The 18,926-nt window shown below is 73.5% G+C and carries 15 protein-coding genes; 7 read left to right on the top strand and 8 right to left on the bottom strand.

All coding sequences use genetic code 11. From position 1 onward, the window contains the following. Positions 1–68 precede the first annotated feature (68 nt). Complete coding sequence (locus ACN28A_RS21535) at positions 69–1,733, bottom strand: hypothetical protein (RefSeq protein WP_421397412.1); 1,665 nt, start codon at positions 1,731–1,733, stop codon at positions 69–71. A gap of 226 nt (positions 1,734–1,959) precedes the next feature. Here ACN28A_RS21535 and ACN28A_RS21530 point away from each other — a divergent pair, with 226 nt between their 5' ends. The 4 genes from ACN28A_RS21530 (at position 1,960) to ACN28A_RS21515 (ending at position 7,940) form a co-directional block, all read left to right on the top strand. Continuing rightward, positions 1,960–4,638, top strand: a complete 2,679-nt coding sequence (locus ACN28A_RS21530; protein WP_421397411.1) for a LuxR C-terminal-related transcriptional regulator — start codon at positions 1,960–1,962, stop codon at positions 4,636–4,638. 68 nt (positions 4,639–4,706) lie between these two features. After that, entirely contained in the window at positions 4,707–6,005 is a 1,299-nt protein-coding gene (locus tag ACN28A_RS21525) for a nicotinate phosphoribosyltransferase (RefSeq protein ID WP_421397409.1), read from the top strand. A gap of 2 nt (positions 6,006–6,007) precedes the next feature. Then, complete coding sequence (locus tag ACN28A_RS21520; protein WP_421397408.1) at positions 6,008–6,589, top strand: nicotinamidase; 582 nt, start codon at positions 6,008–6,010, stop codon at positions 6,587–6,589. Between the two features lie 94 nt (positions 6,590–6,683). After that, positions 6,684–7,940 (top strand): MFS transporter, encoded by a 1,257-nt coding sequence (locus tag ACN28A_RS21515; protein WP_421397406.1) that lies wholly within the window; start codon positions 6,684–6,686, stop codon positions 7,938–7,940. Positions 7,941–8,061: 121 nt separating this feature from the next. Here the strand turns inward: ACN28A_RS21515 and ctaD are convergent, their stop codons facing one another. From ctaD to eda, 4 genes are all read right to left on the bottom strand, one after another. Further along, positions 8,062–9,822, bottom strand: coding sequence for a cytochrome c oxidase subunit I (gene ctaD / locus ACN28A_RS21510; RefSeq protein ID WP_421397405.1), 1,761 nt, complete (start codon positions 9,820–9,822; stop codon positions 8,062–8,064). A gap of 248 nt (positions 9,823–10,070) precedes the next feature. Continuing rightward, positions 10,071–11,177: an FAD-dependent monooxygenase gene (locus ACN28A_RS21505; protein ID WP_421397403.1), complete on the bottom strand. Its 1,107-nt coding sequence runs from the start codon at positions 11,175–11,177 to the stop codon at positions 10,071–10,073. A 111-nt stretch (positions 11,178–11,288) separates the two neighbouring features. Beyond that, entirely contained in the window at positions 11,289–12,386 is a 1,098-nt protein-coding gene (locus ACN28A_RS21500; protein ID WP_421397401.1) for a sugar kinase, read from the bottom strand. 163 nt (positions 12,387–12,549) lie between these two features. Then, positions 12,550–13,173: a bifunctional 4-hydroxy-2-oxoglutarate aldolase/2-dehydro-3-deoxy-phosphogluconate aldolase gene (gene eda / locus ACN28A_RS21495; RefSeq protein ID WP_421397399.1), complete on the bottom strand. Its 624-nt coding sequence runs from the start codon at positions 13,171–13,173 to the stop codon at positions 12,550–12,552. Between the two features lie 90 nt (positions 13,174–13,263). Here eda and ACN28A_RS21490 point away from each other — a divergent pair, with 90 nt between their 5' ends. Further along, positions 13,264–14,073, top strand: a complete 810-nt coding sequence (locus ACN28A_RS21490; RefSeq protein WP_421397398.1) for an IclR family transcriptional regulator — start codon at positions 13,264–13,266, stop codon at positions 14,071–14,073. 256 nt (positions 14,074–14,329) lie between these two features. Continuing rightward, a complete protein-coding gene (locus tag ACN28A_RS21485) occupies positions 14,330–15,469 on the top strand; it encodes a GH12 family glycosyl hydrolase domain-containing protein (RefSeq protein WP_421397397.1) in 1,140 nt (379 codons plus the stop codon). 137 nt (positions 15,470–15,606) lie between these two features. On the opposite strand, the gene ACN28A_RS21480 is transcribed toward ACN28A_RS21485, so the two are convergent. The 3 genes from ACN28A_RS21480 to ACN28A_RS21470 all read right to left on the bottom strand — a co-directional run bounded on the left by ACN28A_RS21480 (position 15,607) and on the right by ACN28A_RS21470 (position 17,622). After that, entirely contained in the window at positions 15,607–16,614 is a 1,008-nt protein-coding gene (locus tag ACN28A_RS21480) for a hypothetical protein (protein ID WP_421397396.1), read from the bottom strand. Positions 16,615–16,709: 95 nt separating this feature from the next. Further along, positions 16,710–16,850, bottom strand: a complete 141-nt coding sequence (locus tag ACN28A_RS21475) for a hypothetical protein (RefSeq protein WP_421397395.1) — start codon at positions 16,848–16,850, stop codon at positions 16,710–16,712. Then, positions 16,834–17,622: an aldo/keto reductase gene (locus tag ACN28A_RS21470; RefSeq protein ID WP_421397394.1), complete on the bottom strand. Its 789-nt coding sequence runs from the start codon at positions 17,620–17,622 to the stop codon at positions 16,834–16,836. Before ACN28A_RS21470 ends, ACN28A_RS21475 begins: the two co-directional genes overlap by 17 nt. Positions 17,623–17,694: 72 nt before the next feature. On the opposite strand from ACN28A_RS21470, the gene ACN28A_RS21465 reads away from it, so the two are divergent. Continuing rightward, the gene (locus ACN28A_RS21465) at positions 17,695–18,867 is read left to right on the top strand and encodes a DNA polymerase ligase N-terminal domain-containing protein (RefSeq protein WP_421397393.1); all 1,173 of its coding nucleotides are present in this window, start codon (positions 17,695–17,697) and stop codon (positions 18,865–18,867) included. Positions 18,868–18,926: the final 59 nt, after the last annotated feature.

Here is an 18,926-nt window from a genome sequence, read left to right as displayed (position 1 = left end):
CCCCATCGTGCCACCGCCGGCCGGGAAGCGAGGAACCGGAGCGCCGCCCGGCCCGCAGACGGGTCGCCTCAGGCGAGCAGGCGGCCGTGCCGGACCGCCTCGGCCAGCACGCCGGCAAGCGACCCGGCGATCGCCTCGAAACGCCGGGACACCTGGCGGCACAGCTCCAGCTCGGTGCCCCGCAGCGCCTGCCGCAGCCAGGACCGGGCCCGGATCGGATCGGCCCGGAACGGGCGGCACCAGTACTGGTAGCAGCCGCCGGAGAGGCCGACCCCGAGCGGCGGCAGGATGGCTCCGCCGGTACCGCCGGGATAGCCGGCGAGCATGGCGACCGCGCCGAGCCCGTACACCGTCTCGACCTCACCGGTCTCCCGGATCAGGAGTACCCGGTCGAAGTCCCGGGCGCCCCGGTCGGCGGCGAGCCCCCAGCCGACCGCCGCGGCGGCACGCAGCCGTACGCCCTCGTCGGGCACCTCGCCGAAGACCCGGGCGAGCGACTCACCCAGCAGCTTGTCGACGCCCGCGTCGCAGCTCGCCACCACCTCCAGGGAGAGCGCCTCGACCTCCCGGTCGAGCAGACCGGGCAGCCCCGGTACGCCGGCTCCGCCGACCACCTCCCGTACGCAGCGCAGGTGGATGGCGGCGATCTCCAGCGCGATGTCCTGGCGGAGCCGGTGCGCCAGTTCCCGGGAGCGCCGGTCCAGCTGCTCGGCCCAGTCCGAGGTCCGGGCGGCGGGCGCCACCGGAACCGTCCGGGTGGCCCCGGGCGCCACCGGCGAGGTGAGGCTGGCCCGGCGCAGTCCCTCGGCACTGGCCCAGTCGACGAGCGCCCGGCGCAGGTACGCGGTGTCGGCGGCGGCCGGATCGAGGTCGATCCAGTCCACCCCGGCGAGCGCGGGCACCGCCGCCACCAGGGTGGCGCGGCGCGCCTCCAGCCAACTCTCCGGCCCGTGCTCCGACGGCGGTTCCGGACCGTAGGAGTCGGACGGCGGTTCCGGACCGTAGGAGTCGGACGGCGGTTCCGGACCGTCGGTGCCGCGGGTGCGGACGGCGGGGTCCGGCCCGGCGGACCGGCCGGGGTCGGTGCCCGGGGTGCCGACCAGGAACACGGCGGTCTCCTCCGCCACCTCGGCGAGCAGGTCCAGCTCGGCGGCGGCGACCGGCTGGTCGTCGGGGAGGACGTAGAGCAGCGCGCCACCCCGGCGGACGGCGTCGCGGACCACCCGGACGCCCGCCACGCCGAGCGTGCCGGTGTCGGGCGCGTCGACAAGGGTGAAGTGCCGCAGCAGCGGGTCCGGCACGGTCAGCTCGACCCGGCGCGGCGGGCGGGCCAGCGCGGGGCCGGCGCCGACCGGCTCCGGCCGGTACTCCCGGGGAGAGCGCAGCCCGGGTACGTAGGCGGCGCCCCCCGGCGTCGACGCGTGGTCGACCACCAGGAAGCTGCCCGCCGGCACCCGCAGCGGCGGGGCGGCCGGACCGAGCAGTCCGGCGAGCACGGCGCGGCGGTCCTCGGCCGACGGCCCGACCGTGACCACGGCGAGCGGTTCGTGCGGCGGGGGCTCGACCAGTGCCGGCTCCTCGCCGCAGTTACGGCGGGGGTTCCGGGTGCCGGAGCTGCCCGGCGGCCCGGGGACGGGGAGCGAGCGGAACTCCATCGCGGTGTGCACCTCCCAGCGACCGGAACGCTCCGGCCGGGACCGCTGCCGTCGGCGGACCACTGCCGTGGTCGGCACCACTGCCGCTGTCGGACCCGCCGGCGGCTGCCGTCGTCGGCACCGCAGCCGTCGTCGGGATCGACAGGTGGTGGTGGCGGCAGGGCGCCCGCCGAATATCGGAACGCTACGTGTCGATGCCCGTACACTACGAGCACCAACGATACTCATGGATGGCCGGCGAGCTACTCAAATTCATTCAGTCACCAGGCGCGCGCGGATGGCATCCGGTCTATATGCTGCCCCGATGAGGCGGTGGGGCTTCGTTGGTCGAACGGATGAACTCAGCCGGTTGGTGAGTGCCGCCACCAGTCCGGGAAGCCGAGGAATCTTCTTCAGCGGCACCGCCGGAGTCGGCAAGAGCCGGCTGCTCGCCGAGGGGTTGGCCGGGCTGTCCGCACACGACTGCGCCGTCTGGTCCGCCTCGGCCAACATCGCCACCGCCGGCATCCCGTTCGGCGGCCTCGCCCAGGTGCTTCCGGCCGACCAGCCCGCCGGCCTCACCCCGGCCGGCATCATGCGCTGGGCCGTCGACGCGCTGCACCAGCAGGCCGCCGGCCGGCGGATCGTGATCGGCATCGACGACGCGCACCTGCTCGACCCCTCCTCGGCCGCCCTGGTCTACCTGATCGCCCGCTCCGACAACGCCACGGTGCTCGGCACGCTGCGCAGCGGCGAGGCGGTGCCGCTGCCGATCCGCGCGCTGTGGACGGACGACCTGGTCGACCACGCCGAGCTGAGCCCGCTGACCGAGGCCGACAGCAACGACCTGCTCACCGCGATGCTCGGCGACCCGATGGACGCGCCGTCGGCGGACCGGCTGTACCGGCTCTCCGCCGGCAACGCCCTGATGCTCCGGGAGCTGGTGATCGCGGCACATGCCGGCGACGAGCTCACCCGGACGTACGGCGTCTGGCGCTGGACCGGCCGCAGCCAGCTCTCGCCCAGCCTGGACAAACTGATCGACGCCCGGATCGGCCAGCTCGACCCGGGGGTACGCGCGGTGGTCGAGCTGGTCGCCATGGGCGAGCCGATCGGGCTGACCCTGCTGCACCGGGCCACCGACAGCTCCAGTGTGGAGACCGCCGAGGAGCGCGGCCTGATCCGGGTCGACGTGCACGACCGCCGCTCGAACGTCCGGCTCGCCCATCCGCTCTACGGCGAGGTGGTCCGGCGCCGGTGCCCGGTGACCCGGGCCCGCCGGCTCAACGCCCACCTAGCCGAGCTGGTCGAGCAGGCCGGCACCCGGCGCCGCGACGACCTGCTCCGGGTGGCGGTGTGGCGGCTGGACTCCGGCACCGCGCAGGATCCCGCCCTGCTGCTGCGCGCCGGTGGTCAGGCGTTCAGCCAGTTCGACGTACCGCTCGCCGCCAGGCTGGCCCGGGCCGCGCTGGAGGCCGGTGGCGGATACCAGGCGGCGGAGTTGCTGGCCACCATCCTGATGTTCGGCGACCAGGCCGAAGAGGCGATCCGGGTGCTCGACTCGGTCGCCGACCAGATCTCCTCCGACGAGCGGCGCAGCCGGTGGCTGACCGTACGCGGGATGGTGTCGTACTGGGGACTCGACCGGGAGTCCACGGTGGCCGAGATCGCGGCGGACGCGCAACGGCTGACCGACCCGGCCGACCGGGCCCGGGTGACCGCCTTCGAGGCGATCATGCGGCTGCACCGGCTGGAGTGCGCCGAGGCGCTGCGGCTGAGCCGCTCCGTGCTGGACCGGCCGGCCGCCACGGTTGCCGCCCGGGGCCTGGCCCGGTGCACCATCGCGCACCTGCAGGCCGCCCGGGGCGAGCTGACGCTCAGCGGCCGGGCCGTGGACGGGGTGGCCGCCGAGGCCGCGCAGTGGCGGGCCGAGATGCCCTATCTGCAACTGGCCCTGGAGCTGGCCCGGGGCACCCGGCTGGCGCTCGCCGGTGACCTGGCCGGGATCGACGCGATCGTCGCCGCCGAGTTCGCCGACCTGGCCGACGCCGGGGACTTCCGGCTCGGCTCCGGCTACCTCTCCATCCTGCGGGCCCAGGCGGCCCGGTTGCGGGGCCAGACCGGCGAGGCGCTGCGGACCAGTCTCGGCGCCTGTGCGGTCCTCGCCACCAGCCGGGTCTTCGCCGGACTGGCACACGCGGAGCGGGCCCAGGCGGCGGCGATGCGCGGCGACGTCGTCTCGGCGGCGGAGGCGATGGCCGAGTCGGACCGGTCGCAGACCTCCGGGATGGCCGTGCTCTATCCCTGGCTCGAACAGGCCCGGGCGACCGTGCAGGCCGCCACCGGTGAGCTCGCCACCGCGGTCGGCACGCTCCGCGAGCTGGTCCACCGGCTCGAGGCGGACGGCTTCGCCGGCCACGAGGTGCTGGCCCTGCACGACCTGGTGCGACTGGGCCGGGCCGACATCGAGGTCGGCGAGCCGACCGTCACCGGCCGGCGGCGCACCGTCGCCCAGCGGCTGACCGAGCTGAGCGAGACGGTCGACGGCCCACTGCCGGCGCTTGTCGCCCGGCACGCCCGGGCCGAGTACGGCCACTCCGGCGACCAGTTGCTCGCGGTCGCGGACGGCTTCGCCGAACTCGGCCTCAACGTCTTCGCGGCCGAGGCGACCAGCCGGGCGGTGACCCGGTTGCGGGCGGCCCGGTCGAACCGGTCGCACGAGGCGAACCTGCGGCTGGCCGGGCTGCTCCGGCGCTGCGACGTGCTGCGTACGCCCGCGCTGTCGGTACGCCAGCCGGCGCTGACCGACCGGGAACGGCAGATCGCCAGGCTGGCCGCCCGGGGCCTGGCCAGCCGGAACATCGCCGAGCAGCTCTACATCTCCACCAGGACCGTGGAGAACCACCTGCAGCGGGTCTACAACAAGCTCGGGGTGGCCGGCCGCGGCGAGCTGTGGCCCGCGTTGAAGGCGATACCGGAGCAGGAGGGCGAGCCGGACCGCTGAGCCGGGCGGCCTGCTCGGCCGGGCGGAGCAGCGTGTGTGCGGCGGCGCGGCACGCTTAGGCTGGCCTGGTGCACAGTTCCCGCCCCGCGTTGCTCACCGACCACTACGAGCTGACCATGGTCAGCGCCGCCCTCCGGGACGGCACCGCCGACCGGCGCTGCGTCTTCGAGGTCTTCACCCGCCGGCTGCCGACCGGCCGCCGCTACGGCGTGGTCGCCGGCACCGCACGCCTTGTCGAACTGCTCGCCGACTTCCGGTTCGACGAGGCGGAGATCGCCTTCCTCGAGCAGACCGGGGTGGTGGACCGGCCGACCGCCGCATGGCTCTCGAGCTACCGGTTCGGCGGCGACATCGACGGGTACGCCGAGGGCGAGCTGTACTTCCCGGGATCGCCGATCCTGACCGTCTCCGGCACCTTCGCCGAGTGCGTACTGCTGGAGACGCTCACGCTGTCCGTGCTCAACCACGACTCGGCGATCGCGGCGGCGGCGGCCCGGATGGTGACCGCGGCCCGCGGTCGTACCCTGATCGAGATGGGGTCCCGGCGGGCCAACGAGGCGGCGGCGGTGGCCGCGGCCCGGGCCAGTTACCTCGCCGGGTTCGGCTACACCTCCAACCTGGCGGCCGGACAGCGCTACCGGATTCCGACCGCCGGCACCGCCGCGCACGCGTTCACCCTGCTGCACGACGACGAGCCGGCCGCGTTCGCCTCGCAGGTCGCGGCGCAGGGCAAGAGCACCACGCTGCTGGTCGACACCTACGACATCGCCCAGGGCATCCGGAACGCGATCGCGGTGGCCGGTCCCGACCTGCGGGCGGTGCGGATCGACTCCGGCGACCTCGCCGTGCTGGCCCAGCACTCCCGGGAACTCCTGGACTCGCTCGGCGCCACCGAGACCAAGATCATCGTCTCTGGCGACCTCGACGAGTACGCCATCGCGGCGCTCGCCGCCGAACCGGTCGACATGTACGGCGCCGGCACCGCCGTGGTGACCGGCTCCGGCGCACCGACCGCCGGGCTGGTCTACAAGCTGGTCGAGGTGGACGGCCGCCCGGTGGTCAAGCGCTCCGAGCACAAGGCGACGGTCGGCGGGCGCAAGACGGCCGTCCGCCGGCACAAGCCCAGTGGCACCGCCACCGAGGAGGTCGTCGTCTCGCAGGGCGCGCCCGAGCCGCGCCCCGGGGACCGGGCGTTGCAGCGGCGGTACGTCACCGGCGGCGAGCCGGGACCGCTGCCGAGCCTCGCCGAGTCCCGGGAGCACCTGCGGCAGTGCCTGATCTCCATCCCCTGGGAGGGACTCAAGCTCTCGGCGGGCGACCCGACCGTCCCGGTCACCGTCGTCCCCGCCGACCAGCTGGAAGGGTGACAATGAGCCGAGCACTGATCATCGTCGACGTGCAGAACGACTTCTGCGAGGGCGGCTCCCTCGCCGTGACCGGCGGAGCCGGGGTGGCGGCCGGAATCTCCCGGCTGCTGGCCGCCGAGCCGGACCGCTGGGAGCACGTGGTGGCGACAAAGGACTACCACGTCGATCCGGGGGCGCACTTCGGTGACCCGCCCGACTACGTGGACTCCTGGCCCCGGCACTGCGTCGCCGGCACCGAGGGCTCGCAGTTCCATCCGGACCTGGCCACCGACCGGATCGAGGCGGTGTTCCGCAAGGGCGAGCGGGCGGCGGCGTACTCCGGGTTCGAGGGGACCACCGAGCCGGCCGCGGGGGCGCAGGGGCTGGCGGACTGGCTGCGGGAACGGGCGGTCGACCGGGTCGAGGTGGTCGGGATCGCCACCGACCACTGCGTCCGGGCCACCGCGCTGGACGCGGCCCGCTCCGGCTTCGCCACCACCGTACTGCTCGACCTGACCGCCGGGGTCGACCCGGGCACCACCGACGCGGCGCTGGGCATGCTCCGGGAGGCCGGCGTGACCCTGCGGGGTACGCCCGTGACCTGACCCGGCGGGGTACGGCCTCGGGCCTGAGCCGGCGTCGTCACCGGGTACGTCACACCGGCCGGGCAGGATGGCGGCCGGAGGTGACCCACCCGAGATGACACTCACGCCCTACCGGGAGGCCCTGGCGCTGCCCGGAGTCCGGTCCCTGATGCTGCTCGCCCTGCTGGTCCGGATCCCCAAGACGATGACCCTGCTGGCGCTCACCCTCTACGTGGTGACGCAGCTCGGGCACGGATACGCGGCGGCCGGGCTGGCGGGTGCGGCGATGACTGTCGGATCCGCGCTCTCCGCCCCGGTGCTGGGCCGGCTGGTGGACCGGCGGGGTCTCCGGCCGGTACTCGTGCTGACCACCGTCGCCGAGTCGGCGTTCTGGCTCGGCGCGCCCCTGATGCCGTACCCGGTGCTGCTGGGCGGGGCGCTGCTGGCCGGGCTGCTGACCCTGCCGGTCTTCTCGGTGATCCGGCAGTCGATCGCCGCGCTGGTGCCGGAGCAGCGGCGCCGGCCGGCGTACGCGCTGGACTCGATGGGGGTCGAGCTGTCCTTCATGGTCGGCCCGGCCGTGGCGGTGCTGCTGGCCACCAGCGTGTCGCCCCGGGCCGCCCTGCTGGTGGTCGGCGCCGGCATCCTGCTTGCCGGCGGGGCGCTGGTCTGGCTCGACCCGCCGACCCGGGACGGCGGCGAGCCGGCGGCACGCGGGGCAATGCCGGCCCGCCGGGAGTGGCTGACACCCCGGCTGGTCGGGATGCTGGCGATCACCGGTGCCGCCACCCTGGTGCTCGGCGGCACCGACGTCGCCGTGGTGGCCGTGCTGCGCGACGCCGACCAGGTGCACTGGACCGGGCTGGTGCTCGCCTTCTGGGCGGTCTGTTCCCTGGTCGGCGGCTTCGCGTACGGCATGCTGACCCGGCCGGCCCCGCCGCTGGCCATCGTGGTGCTGCTCGGGATCTGCACCGTACCGGTCGGGCTCGGCGGCGGGCAGTGGTGGACGCTCTGCCTCGCCCTGCTGCCGGCCGGGCTGCTCTGCGCACCGGCGCTGGCCGCCACCTCGCACGCGGTGAGCCAGCTCGCCCCGTCCGGGGCCCGGGGTGAGGCCATGGGGTTGCAGAACTCGGCGCTCACGGTCGGGCTCGCCCTCGGCGCGCCACTTGCCGGCGCGGTGATGGACGCCTCCGCACCCGCCTGGGGGTTCGTCGCCACCGGTCTGGTCGGCGCGCTGCTCGGGCTGGCCCTGCTCCCCGTCGAACTGCGGCACCGCCGCCGTGCCGCAGCCGACCGACCGGCCCCCGGCGATGCCACCGAAGCTGCCGATGCCGCCGAAGCCAGCCGGCCGGCTACTCCGACGAAGGCGTGAAGACGCCTGCGGCCGAAAGCGTCAGACGGCGGGAGGCGCGCGGCGTCGGGAAGCGCGAGAACGCCGGCGGCCGGCACCGGAGTTCTCCTGGTGCCGGCCGCGAGATCGGACGGGGTGTGGACTACCGCTCGTCGACGTTGCTCGCGGTGTCCTCGGTGTAGCTGGCGCCGTGGTCGGATTCGCTGGTCAGCGGCTTGGCGCCACCCTCGGGCGGGCCGGCCAGCGACTGCCCGCCGGCAGCCAGCTCCGGGTACTTGTGGTCGAACGCCGGCCGCTCGGAGCGGATCCGGGGCATCCGGTCGAAGTTGCGCAGCGGCGGCGGGGAGCTGGTCGCCCACTCCAGCGAGTTGCCGTGCCCCCACGGGTCCTCGACCTCGACCACCGGACCGGCCTTGTACGACTTCCAGACGTTGTAGAGGAACGGCAGGGTCGAGATGCCGGTGACGAACGAACCGATCGTGGAGATCATGTTCAGCGTGGTGAAGCCGTCGATCGCCTGGTAGTCGGCGTACCGCCGGGGCATGCCCTCGGCGCCGAGCCAGTGCTGCACCAGGAACGTGGTGTGGAAGCCGATGAAGGTCAACCAGAAGTGCACCTTGCCGAGGCGCTCGTCCAGCATCCGGCCGAACATCTTCGGGAACCAGAAGTAGATGCCGGCGTAGACGGCGAAGACGATGGTGCCGAAGAGCACGTAGTGGAAGTGCGCCACCACGAAGTACGAGTCGGAGACGTGGAAGTCGACAGGCGGGCTGGCCAGCAGTACGCCGGTGAGGCCGCCGAAGAGGAAGGTGACCAGGAAGCCGATCGACCAGAGCATCGGGCTCTCGAAGCTGATCTGGCCGCGCCACATCGTGCCGATCCAGTTGAAGAACTTCATGCCGGTCGGCACGGCGATCAGGAAGCTCAGGAACGAGAAGAAGGGCAGCAGCACCTGGCCGGTGGCGAACATGTGGTGCGCCCAGACGCTCATCGAGAGCGCCGCGATCGCGATGGTGGCGCCGACCAGGCCCTTGTAGCCGAAGATCGGCTTGCGGGAGAAGACCGGGATGATCTCGCTGATGATGCCGAAGAACGGCAGCGCGACGATGTAGACCTCGGGGTGCCCGAAGAACCAGAAGAGGTGCTGCCAGAGCATCGGCCCGCCGGTCTCGGCGTCGAAGACGTGCGCGCCGAGGATCCGGTCCGCGGCGAGCGCGAAGAGGGCCGCCGCGAGCAGCGGGAAGACCATGATCACCAGGAGGCTGGTGACCAGGATGTTCCAGGTGAAGATCGGCATCCGGAACATCGTCATGCCGGGCGCCCGGAGCGTCAGGATCGTGGTGATCATGTTGACGCCGCCGAGGATCGTGCCCAGACCGGAGATGGCCAGGCCGACGATCCACATGTTGGCGCCGACCCCTGGCGAGTGCTCGACGTTGCTCAGCGGGGTGTACGCGAACCAGCCGAAGTCGGCCGCCCCGCCGGGGGTCAGGAAGCCGCCCATCGCCAGCGTCCCGCCGAACAGGTAGAGCCAGTACGCGAAGCTGTTCAGCCGGGGGAACGACACATCCGGCGCGCCGATCTGGATCGGCACCACGAAGTTCGCGAACGCGAAGACGATAGGCGTCGCGAAGAAGAGCAGCATGATCGTGCCGTGCATGGTGAAGAGCTGGTTGTACTGCTCCGGCGACAGGAACTGGAGTCCCGGCCGGGCCAGCTCGGCGCGCATCAGCAGCGCCATCAGGCCACCGATCATGAAGAACGCGAACGCGGTGACCATATACATGATCCCGATCTGCTTCGCGTCCGTCGTACGCAGCAGCCGCGTGAGTGCCGAGCCCTTGACCGGCTGGCGGACCGGCCAGGGCCGGGTCACGATCGGCTTGGGTGCGACGGTGGTCACGAGTGGCCTCCGGTTCTCGTTAGTCCCACTCGGCACGCGCTGTTGATCTGCGAGCCGTACCTCGCAGGCAGAATAGTCCCCGGCAGCGGCGGGTCCCTCCTCGGGTACGCCCCGACCCGCCGGGGCCACTCCACCAGGCCGCCCGGCACGGCCACACCCGGCCGGCCCGGCACCGCAGCGGGGCGCCGGACGCCGTCCGGTCGCACCGGGTCCACGCGCCGTCAGGCCCGGTCCGGGTCCACGCGCCGTCAGGCCGGGTCGACGAGGAGTCGGTAGTGCTCCTGGAAGATCTTGCCACCCCGGATCCGCAGCAGCGGGTCGCGCAGCGGGGCGGGGACGTTCCGGGTCCGGTCCCGGTCCCGGGTCCGGTCCAGCACCCACTTGATCCGGGGGCGGCGCCGGCACTCGTAGCCGTACAGCGCCTCGGGCACGCTCGCCGACCGGGCCAGGCAACGGGCCAGCACCAGGGCGTCCTCGCAGGCCATCGCGGCACCCTGGGCCAGCGTCGGCGCGGTGGCGTGCGCGGCGTCGCCGACCAGCACCACCCGCCCCCGGTACCACGCACCCAGCTCCACCTCGTCGGCACGGGTCACCCGCACCTGCTCCATCGCCTCCAGGATGGCCGGCACCGGGCCGCCGTACCCGCCGAAGAGTTCCCGGACCCGGGCCAGTGGATCGGCCGGCGCCACGCTGCCGACCTCGTCGGCGTAACAGTGCAGCCGGCCGGCGCCGATCGGCACGGCCACGAACGCGGCCCGCTCGCCGAGCACTCCGGTCCACTCGGCCAGCGGCGGCCCGCCGCTGACCACGCTGCGGTAGCCGATCTGCCCCGCCGGCCGGGCCGGGCCGCCGAGCGCGGCCAGCGCCCGGACCGCCGAGCGCCGCCCGTCGGCACCGACCACCAGGTCGTACTCGTGCTGGCTGCCGTCGCCGAAGGTGACCGTGACGGCGTCCCGGTGCAGCTGAAGGGCGCGGACCTCGGTGTCGTACCGGACCTCGCCACCGGCCCCGCTGAGCAGTACCCGGTGCAAATCGGAACGGGGCAGCCCGCGACACTCGCCGACGCCGGACCAGAGCTTGTCGAGGTCGACCTCGCAGAGCTCCCGGCCCTGCGCGTCCAGGAACCGCTGGCAGCGGATGACCTGACCGAACGGCCGCACCGGATCGTCCAGCCCGATCTCCCGCAGCGCCCGTTCGGCGTTGCCCGGCAGGAAGAGGCCGATCTCGGGCGCGTCGGGCCCGGACGACCGCTCGGTGACGTCCGGCCGGAACCCGGCCAGCCGGAGGGTACGCGCGACCGCCAGGCCGGCGATCCCCGCACCGACGACGAGCACGCGCAGCTGGGATGCGGCCATCTGGTGACGCCTCCGGAGGGATCGACACGCGTTGAAGGCAAGACACTACTCCGCGCTATCGCCCCAGCGGAAGATCCGATCGGATGTGCCCAGCTCATCCGGTCACCGGCTTCAGCGCTGCACCCGGGCACCGGCTCCCCGGACCAGCGCCTCGACCTCCTTCAGACTGGCCATCGAGGTGTCGCCCGGGGTGGTCATCGCCAGCGCGCCGTGCGCGGCGCCGTACTCCACCGCGCTGGCCAGGTCCCCGCCGGCCAGCAGCCGGTAGATCAGCCCGGAGGCGAAACTGTCGCCGCCGCCGACCCGGTCCAGGATCTCCAGGTCGGCCCGGTGGGTCGCCTGCACGAAGCCGCTGCCGGCGGACCAGGCGATCGCCCCCCAGTCGTTCACCGTCGCGCTGCGTACGGTGCGCAGCGTGGTCGCCACCACCCGGAAGTTGTCGTACTCCCTGGTGACCGCCTCGATCATCCGCTGGAAGTTCGCCACCTCGAGCTCGGCGAGCGAGGCGTCGGTATCCGGCACCTCGAAGCCGAGCGAGGCGGTGAAGTCCTCCTCGTTGCCGATCATCACGTCGACGTACCGGGCGAGGCGCCGGTTGACCTCCTGCGCCCGGCTCTGCCCGCCGACCGCCTTCCAGAGGCTGGGCCGGTAGTTCAGGTCGTACGAGATCAGGGTGCCGTGCCGGCGCGCGGCGCTCATCGCGGCCTCGATGGTCTCCGGGGTGGTCTCGGAGAGCGCCGCGTAGATGCCTCCGGTGTGCAGCCAGCGCACGCCGAGGGTGCCGAAGAGGTGGTCCCAGTCGACGTCGGCCGGGCGGAGCTGGCTGGCCGCGGTGTGCCCCCGGTCCGAGGTGCCGACGGCGCCGCGCACCCCGAAGCCCCGCTCGGTGAAGTTGAGCCCGTTGCGGACGCTCCGGCCGATGCCGTCGTACGGCACCCACCTGACGAAGGAGGTGTCCACCCCGCCGGTGAGGACCAGGTCCTCCAGCAGCCGGCCCACCTCGTTGTCGGCGAACGCGCTGACCAGCGCGGTACGCAGTCCGAAACACCGGCGCAGCCCCCGGGCGACGTTGTACTCGCCACCGCCCTCCCAGGCCCGGAAGGTCCGCGCCGTGCGCACCCGGCCCTCGCCCGGGTCGAGCCGGAGCATCACCTCGCCGAGCGAGACGAGGTCGAATCGGCAGTCGTCGGCGGATCGGATCGGCAACATGGATGGACCTTTCGGGCGAATGGCTCGACGTTCGGTGCGGCTCGACGTTCGGTGCGGGTCGACGTTCGGTGCGGGTCGGTTGGTGGCGGGCGCGCGAGGATCGGCCGCGAGGATCGGCCGCGAGGATCGGCCGCGAGGATCGGCCGCGAGCGCCGACGGCGGGTCAGCCGGCGGGACGGCTGGCCGCGACGGCGGCGGCGGTCAGCCGGGTGACCTCGTCCCAGCGGCCCTCGGCGAGCAGCCTGGGGGCGACCATCCAGGTGCCGCCCACCGCGAGCACGGCGGGCAGCGCCAGGTAGTCACCGAGGTTGCCGGTGTGCACGCCGCCGGTCGGGATGAACCGGACCGACCGGAACGGTGCGGCCAGCGCCTTGACCATGCCGACCCCGCCGAGCTGCTCGGCCGGGAAGAACTTGACCGTGTCCAGCCCGGCGTCCAGGGCCAGCTGGATCTCGGTGGCGGTGGCGGCGCCGGGGAAGACCGGCAGGCCGCGCTCCTGGCAGTGCCGCACCACGGCCGGGGAGAAGCCGGGGCTGACCACGAACCGGGCGCCCGCCTCGGCGGCCTGGTCGACCTGAGCCGGCGTCAGCACGGTGCCGGCGCCGACCAGCAGGTCGGGTCGCTGGGCCATCAGCCGGATCGCCTCGGCCGCCGCCGCCGTCCGGAAGGTCACCTCGATGGCCCGCAGGCCACCCTCGGTGAGCGCGGCGGCCAGCGCCGGTGCCGAGGAGGCGTCTTCCAGGACCACGACCGGCAGGATCCGGGTCGCCGCGATGGTCTCGGTCACCCCGGCTGACTGTTCATCATCTTGAACGCTGGTCACATAGCCGACCCTACTGTCCGCCCGGACGCTGTCAACCCGACTAGAGTGGCCGGCATGACGACGGGTACCGCCAGCGACGCCGGACCGGGCGCGGCGGTGCAGGCGTTCCAGCCGGTGAAGTCGGCCGGCCGGACCCTCGACGTGCTGGAGGCACTGGCCGACTCGCCGCAGCGCCGTTCCCTGGTCGAGCTGGCCCGCGCGCTGGAGATCCCGAAGAGCAGCCTGCACGGCCTGCTCCGCACGATGATCCAGCGCGGCTGGGTGGAGGCGGACGCCACCGGCACCCGCTTCGGGTTGGGCGTACGCGCCCTCCAGGTCGGTGCCGCCTACCTGGAGGCGGACGACGCCACCGGCCTGCTCGCCGGGGTACTCGACGAACTGGCCGGCCGGTTCGGCGAGACCGTCCACCTGGGCCGGCTGGACGGGCCACACGTCGTCTACCTGGCAAAGCGGGAGTCGGTGCACCGACTTCGCCTGTACAGCGCGATCGGCCGGCACCTGCCGGCGCACGCCACCGCGCTCGGCAAGGTGCTGCTGGCCCAACGTGGCGACGAGGCGGTGGACCGGCTGCTGAGCTGGCCGCTGCCGGCGCTCACCCGGCACACCATCACCGACCCGGAGCTGCTGCACGCGGAACTGGCCACCGTGCGGGACCGGGGTTACGCGGTGGACCGCGAGGAGAACACCGAGGGGATCGTCTGCTTCGCGGTGGCGGTGCCGCTGCACAACCCGGCGGTGGACGCGATAAGCCTCTCGGTCCCCGCGACCCGGCTGGACGCGGCCACCGAGGAACGGATCGTCGCCGCGCTGCACGGCGCGGTCGGCCAGGTGCGGGCCGCCCGCGCCCTGCTGGCCGGCGGCTGAACCCGGCCACCGCCGGTCGCTCGCCCTTCTTCTCCCATACGCCGTTCAGCTCGGCAGCGCAACTGGCATAACCGGGCCCACCGTCACGAAAACCCCCGGGCCGACGCGCGCCCAGTTGCGTTCCGATTTCAAGCATGTAAATGTGTGCTAGCTGCCATGGGAGCGCTCCCTCGGATCACCACCCTCGCCGCACGCCCGTTACCCAGCGGCACCGCACCACTTCCACTCCACGGACCCACCACGTTCAAGGAGCATCATGAGACGTTCCGTCCCCGCCTTCGCGGCGGTCGCCGGCCTGCTGGTCAGCGCCACCTCCGCCGTACTCGTCGCCGCCGGTCCCGCCCAGGCCGACGTCCAGATCTGTGAGCAGTACGGCTCGACCACCATCCAGGGCAGGTACGTGGTCCAGAACAACCGCTGGGGCACCACCGCCCAGCAGTGCATAAACGTCACCGACAACGGGTTCTCGATCACCCGGCAGGACGGCCAGGGCAGCACCAGCGGCGCTCCGGTGTCGTACCCGTCGGTCTTCCTCGGCTGCCACTACACCAACTGCTCGCCCGGGACCAACCTGCCGATGCAGGTGAGCCAGATCAGCAGTGCCAACAGCAGCATCAGCTACAACTTCGTCGGCGGCGCCACCTACAACGCGTCCTACGACATCTGGCTGGACCCGTCCCCGAAGCGCGACGGCGTCAACCAGATGGAGATCATGATCTGGTTCAACCGGCAGGGCTCGATCCAGCCGATCGGCTCCCCGGTCGGCAACGCCACGATCGGCGGGCGCACCTGGGAGGTGTGGCGCGGGAGCAACGGCTCCAACAACGTCATCTCGTACGTCTCGCCGTCCCCGATCAGCAGCTGGAACTTCAGCGTGCTGGACTTCATCAACGACACCCGCAACCGGGGCGCGATCACCAACTCGTGGTACCTGACCAGCATCCAGGCCGGCTTCGAGCCGTGGATCGGCGGCACCGGCCTGGCGGTCAACTCGTTCTCCGCCTCGGTGAACGGCGGCGGCAACCCGCAGCCGACCAACCCGTCCACCGGGCAGCCGACCAACCCGCCGGGTGGCTCCTCCTCCTGCCGGGTCGCCTACACGGCGAACTCCTGGAACAACGGGTTCACCGCCTCGGTGACCATCACCAACACCGGCTCCAGCACGATCAACAACTGGTCGCTGACCTACAACCTGCCCTCGGGTCAGCAGGTCGGACAGGCCTGGAACGCCACCGTCACGCAGAGCGGATCGGCGGTGACGGCCCGGAACATCAGCTGGAACGGCACCATCGCACCGGGCGGTACGGCATCGTTCGGCTACCAGGGCACGCTCAGCGGCGCGTACTCGTCGCCGACGTCGTTCAGCCTGAACGGCACCGCCTGCAGCCGGGCCTGACCCGACCCGCTCCGTCCTGACGCACTCCCAGTCAGCCGCCCGTACCGGGCGTACCGCGCACCACCCCGGGTGCTCCTACCGCCTCCAGCAGGGGCGGTAGGAGCACCCGCTTCTCGTCAGCGGGCATCCGCAACCCGTCAGCGGGTGGCGAGTCCCGGGCCGAGGTCGAGGTCGAGGCGCTGGCCGGGAAGCTGCCGGTGCACCGCACGCGGATCGGCGAAGACCACCCGGCTCAGGTCGTGCCCGCCCGGGTCGCCGGCCAACACCCCGGGCACCGCCGACAGCATCGACGACCCGGCGGGCGGGACGGTGGGCAGCGCACCCGGTTGCCCGGGCGGCAGCACCGGGGCCAGGGCGCGGAACACCTCGCGTACCCGGTCGGCCTGGTAGTCGGCCGGATCGTCGGTGGCCCGGAGCAGCAGGCCGCCGTGCCGCAGCGGGCGTACCTCGGCGAAGGCGCCGGTGGCCCGGAGCCGCTCCGCCCCGCCGAGCGTGGCGGCCAGCTCGCGGGGACAGATCGTCACCCACTCGTAGCCGCGCAGCCGGGTCCGGCACTGCTCGGCCGAGGACTCGGCGGAGCGGCCGAGCGCCGCGTCCAGCATCGTCGCCGGGGGCAGCAGGCCGGCGTTGGCGACGATCTCGCCGTACGCCGGGTCGGTCGCGTCGCCGACCAGCCGGGCCAGCTCGACCAGGGCCGGCAGCACCAGCGGCAATCCGCCGGAGCGCCCCTCGAAGCCGACCGAGATCTGCAACCGGACGTGCCGTCGACCGGCGAACCGGGCCAGGAAGACGTCCAGCTCGGAGGCGATCGCGGTCGGCGCGACGTCGAACCACCGGGCCGAGAGCTGGGCACACTCCTCGGTCAGCCCGTCCGCCCAGCGGGCCGGCCGGCGCCGTCGCCCGCGCCCGGCGGCGTCCTGCTCGAACGCGGTGAGCGAGACGGCCGGTGCCGCCGCGCCGGCCGGGCTGACGAACGGCAACAGCAGCCGGCACACCTCGTCGTGCCACCAGTGGGCCAGCGAGGCGAGCCAGCCCTGGTCCTCGGCCCGGTCGAGATAGACCAGCCAGGTGACGAAGTCCGGCTCCGGCCCGTTCTCCTCCGGGCCGGGCGGCCCGAGGCCCCCGCCGAGCAGCTGGTCGTACATCCCGCAGCCTCCCCTCGCACCGCCACGCACCCGGTGCACGGCCCGGGGCGCCGGACGGCGCGGTACGCGCGGGCGCCCCGGGTGGCGGTTGCCGGTCAGGGTAGTCGCTCGGCCCGACGCCGGCTCGGCGGCCCGGCTGGCAACGCCCGGGGCCGGGAGCAGAAGTAGCAGGTCAGCGGCAGGACGGGACCGAGCGCCCGGATCGCCTGCCAGGCCGGGTCAGCGACCCATCGCATCGAGCTGGCTCAACTCGTCCTCGGTCAGTGTGAAGCCGAAGAGATCGAAGTTCTCCCGGATCCGGGACGGGGTGCCCGACTTGGGAATCACCACCACGCCGTGGTCCAGGTGCCAGCGGAGCACCACCTGGCCCGGGGTGACCCGGTATTTCCGGGCGATCTCCCCGAGCACCGGGTCGGTCAGGTCGGTGGTCTTCAGCGGGCTGTACCCCTCCAGCACCACCCCGCGCTCCCGGTGCTCGTCGAGCCGGCCCGGGTCGTGCAGTGCCGGACCCCAACGGATCTGGTTCACCGCCGGAGCCTCGCCGGTCGCCTCGACGAGCGCGTCGAGCTGGCCGGTGCCGTAGTTGCTCACCCCGACCGCCCGGGCCGCCCCCTCGTCCCGGACGGCCAGCAGTTCCCGCCAGCTCGCCAGGCTGGCCCGCTCCGACGGCGGGGGCCAGTGGATCAGCCACAGGTCGACGTAGTCGGTCTCCAGGGCGGCGAGGCTCTCCGCGATGGTCCGCCGCTCCTGACCGGCCCGCTCCGGCGGCAGTTTGGTGGTGACGAAGACGTCTTCCCGGGGCACCCCGCTGTCCCGGATCGCCCGGCCCACCTCGGCCTCGTTGCCGTACATGGTGGCGGTGTCGAGGTGCCGGTAGCCGACGTCGAGCGCCTCCCGGACCGCGTCGTACGCCCGGCTGCCGCGCAGCTGCCAGGTGCCGAAGCCGACCATCGGCATCCGGACGTCACCGGGCAACGACACGCGGGGCTGGTCGATCGCAGAGGTCATGTCGAAGTTCTACCCGGACAGGCCGGCGGCATGCATCCGGCGGGCGCCGCCGGATCGGCGCAGAATGGCCGCATGGCCGACCGGCTGGACGAGTACCGGCGCAAGCGCGACCGGACCCGCACGCCCGAACCGGTGCCCGAGCCCGGACCGGAGTCGGTACCGATCGCCGAGCCGGGCCAGGACGCCGCGCCGGGGCCGGGTGCGCAGCCGGCGGCGCCGGGGAGGCAGCCGGCGGCGGGGCGGGACGGCGCCCGGTTCGTGATCCAGCAGCACCACGCCCGCGCGCTGCACTGGGACCTGCGACTGGAGCGGGACGGGGTGCTCGCCTCCTGGGCGGTGCCGCGCGGACTGCCCCGCGAGCCCGGGCGCAGCCACCTCGCCGTGCACACCGAGGACCATCCGCTGGAGTACCTCGAGTTCGCCGGCGAGATCCCGGCCGGCGAGTACGGCGGCGGGCGGATGACGGTCTTCGACCGGGGCGAGTACAGCTGCGAGAAGTGGCGCGACGACGAGGTGCTGGTGACGCTGCGCGGCGGGCGGGTCGCCGGGCGCTACGTGCTGTTCCGGGCCGGTCGGGGCGGTGGGCCGGACAGGGCCGACGGCCGGCGCGGCGGCGGGGACCGGGACTGGATGGTCCGCCGGCTCGACCCGGCGCCGCCGGGCTGGCAGTCGATGCCGGACCGGGTCCGCCCGATGCGCGCGGCGGTCGCGGCCGAGCTGCCGGCCGACGACCCGGCCTGGGGTTACGAGATGCGCTGGAACGGCCTGCGGGCCATCGGGTACGTCTCCGGCGGCCGGCTCCGGCTGCGCTCCGCCGACGACGAGGACCTCACCCCGGCGTACCCGCGGTTGCGGGAGCTGGCCGAGGAGCTGGCCCCCGTCGAGGCGGTACTCGACGGCGAGCTTGTCGACTTCGACCGGTCCGGACGGGTACGCCCGGCGGCACCCCCGATTGCCGGCCGACGGAACCCGGGGCGGGACGGCAGCCAGTACCTGATCTTCGATCTGCTCTGGCTGGACGGGACGAGCAGCCTCGACCTGCCGTACGCCCAGCGCCGGGAGCTCCTCGACGGGCTGGCCCTGTCCGGGCCGCACTGGCAGACCCCGCCGTACTTCCCCGGCGGCGGCCGGTACGCCCTCGACGCCAGCCGCGAGCAGGGCCTGCCCGGGGTGCTGGCCAAACGACTGGACGCCGGCTACCTGCCGGGGCGGCGCAGCCGCCGCTGGCTCGCCGTCGACAACTGATCCCGCCCACCGAATCCGGCCCACCGATCCGGCCCACCGATCCGGTCCACCGATCCGTC

It is taken from the genome of Plantactinospora sp. WMMB782, from assembly GCF_049179135.1.
GTDB lineage: Bacteria > Actinomycetota > Actinomycetes > Mycobacteriales > Micromonosporaceae > Plantactinospora.
Note: the sequence above shows the minus strand (reverse complement) of the source record. Positions and strands in the feature narration are given on the sequence as shown.